Here is a 1781-nt window from a genome sequence, read left to right on the forward strand (position 1 = left end):
GCGCCAGCGCGCCGAGCGTGCCGAAATCGGCGAGGCCGCTAGTCATCCGCCATCTCCCGCACCGGCGCCGCGACGATGTCCGGCCATTGCCGGGGATCGCCGCTGCGGAAGACGACATGCATGCGCACCAGCGCGGGCGGCGTCGTGTCCACGTCCTGCGCGACCCATGCGCCGTTGTGCCAATAGGCGAAATCGACGTGATCGACGCCGTCCAGCAGCACGGTCACCGCCGGCGGCGGCGGCGCGACCAGCCGCACCGCGTGCGGATCGGGCAGCCAGCGCAGCACGAGGCGATGCGCGCGGTCGACGCCGATGCCGACATCGACGCGGTGCGCGGCAAGCAGTCCGGGCGCGGCCGGGAACTGCGTGGTGAACGCCACCTCGTGCGCGCCGCCTGTGAAGGTCACGGCCTCGTCGCGCGTGCCGGGATCGATATGCGCGACCATCCGGCGGAAGGCGCGATCGACCGCGTCGAGATCCTCATGCGCCGCGATCTGCCGCGTGCTGGTGCCCCAGGCGGTGAAGCCGAAGCGGCTCCCCTCGGCCAGCGCGACCAGCAGGATGCCCATGACGGCCAGCGCGGCCATCACCTCCAGCAGCGTGAAGCCGCGCTGCGCGGCGGGAACGCGCCCGATCATGCCGTGCCCCCGCGGCCACGGCCGAGCCGCGCGCTGCTCAGCGTCACCGCGCGCTTCCCGTCGTCCCACGAGACGGTGACGGTGATACGGTACAGCGTCGCGCCCTCGTCGTTGAGCGTGATGCCGGCGATCTGCGGCGACGTGGTGACGGCGACGCGCGCGACATGCACGCGCCAGTGATAGCCGCCGCGGTCGCTGCCCTCCGTCACCCCCGGCCGCAGCGTGTTGCCGAGGCCGATGACCGCCAGATGCGAGCGGGCGCGGGCCACCGCCTCCTGGTAGCGGTCGGCGGTCGCGGTGATGCCGAGGCCGCTGACGGTCGCGCGGAACAGCACGGCGAGCGCGATCGCGGCGATGGCGAAGGCGACCATCACCTCCAGCAGCGTGAAGCCGCGCTGGTCAGCGCGCATCGGCGACGCTCACGCGGCCGGTGAGCCAGTCAACGCCCACCGCGATGCGCTGGTCCCCGCGGGCGCAGACGATCCGCCCGCCGGTGGAACTGCCGTCGGGCGCGAAGCCGATGCGCGCGATGCGGGTGCGCTGCGGCGCGCCGTCGGCCGACTGCACCGCGACCGCCGTCTCCGGCGGCAGCACGAACGGGCTGTCGCCGTCCACCGCCATCGCGTTCGCCGCCGCGTCATAGGTGAGATAGACCGCATGGTCGTCCGCGATCGCCTCCGCCCGCGCCAGCCGCAGCGCGCCGGCGATCCGCTCGGCGATCGCCCGCGCCTCCAGCCCCGGCGAGCGCCACGGCCCGCGCGCCAGCACGAGGCCGAGCACCAGCCCCACGATGACCAGCACGACGATCATCTCCAGCAGCGTGAACCCCGCCTGTCGCCGTGCCGTCATCGCGCGAGGTCGTTGAGGCTGAGCATCGCCAGCAGCAGCGACGACACGATGCCCGCGACCGCCGCGCCCATCACGATGGTGATCGCCGGCACCAGCAGCGACACCAGCCGCTGGATGCCGATGCGCGCCTGTTCCTCGTGGATGTCGGCCGCCCGCAGTGCCATCGGGCCGAGCTGCGCCGTCTCGTCGCCGAGGCGCAGCAGGTAGATCGTGCGCAGCGGGAACACCGCCGCCTGCGCCAGGCTCGCGGCAAGCCCGGCGCCGCCGCGCGCGCCCTGTGCCGCGCGATCGACC

General features: G+C 73.9%; 4 protein-coding genes. All 4 read right to left on the reverse strand.

The features are described from left to right. Positions 1-38: 38 nt before the first annotated feature. Positions 39-638 (reverse strand): PulJ/GspJ family protein, encoded by a 600-nt coding sequence (locus B8460_RS09175; protein WP_048861293.1) that lies wholly within the window; start codon positions 636-638, stop codon positions 39-41. Continuing rightward, positions 635-1048 carry a prepilin-type N-terminal cleavage/methylation domain-containing protein gene (locus B8460_RS09180; protein ID WP_048861294.1) on the reverse strand — a complete coding sequence of 138 codons (414 nt, stop codon included), beginning with the start codon at positions 1046-1048 and terminating at the stop codon, positions 635-637. The genes B8460_RS09175 and B8460_RS09180 overlap by 4 nt, the downstream gene beginning before the upstream one ends. Beyond that, positions 1038-1487: a GspH/FimT family pseudopilin gene (locus B8460_RS09185; protein WP_048861295.1), complete on the reverse strand. Its 450-nt coding sequence runs from the start codon at positions 1485-1487 to the stop codon at positions 1038-1040. The genes B8460_RS09180 and B8460_RS09185 overlap by 11 nt, the downstream gene beginning before the upstream one ends. Beyond that, positions 1484-1781: type II secretion system F family protein (locus tag B8460_RS09190; RefSeq protein WP_048861296.1), on the reverse strand; the 298-nt coding region annotated here is incomplete at its 5' end. The genes B8460_RS09190 and B8460_RS09185, both read right to left, overlap by 4 nt.

Origin of the sequence: Acidisphaera rubrifaciens HS-AP3 (assembly GCF_000964365.1) — a bacterium.
GTDB lineage: Bacteria > Pseudomonadota > Alphaproteobacteria > Acetobacterales > Acetobacteraceae > Acidisphaera > Acidisphaera rubrifaciens.

Bases quoted from the DNA above. Each gene is read 5' to 3' on its own strand.
- B8460_RS09175 (WP_048861293.1), bottom strand. From the start codon at position 638: ATGATCGGGCGCGTTCCCGCCGCGCAGCGCGGCTTCACGCTGCTGGAG.
- B8460_RS09180 (WP_048861294.1), bottom strand. From the start codon at position 1,048: ATGCGCGCTGACCAGCGCGGCTTCACGCTGCTGGAGGTGATGGTCGCC.
- B8460_RS09185 (WP_048861295.1), bottom strand. From the start codon at position 1,487: ATGACGGCACGGCGACAGGCGGGGTTCACGCTGCTGGAGATGATCGTC.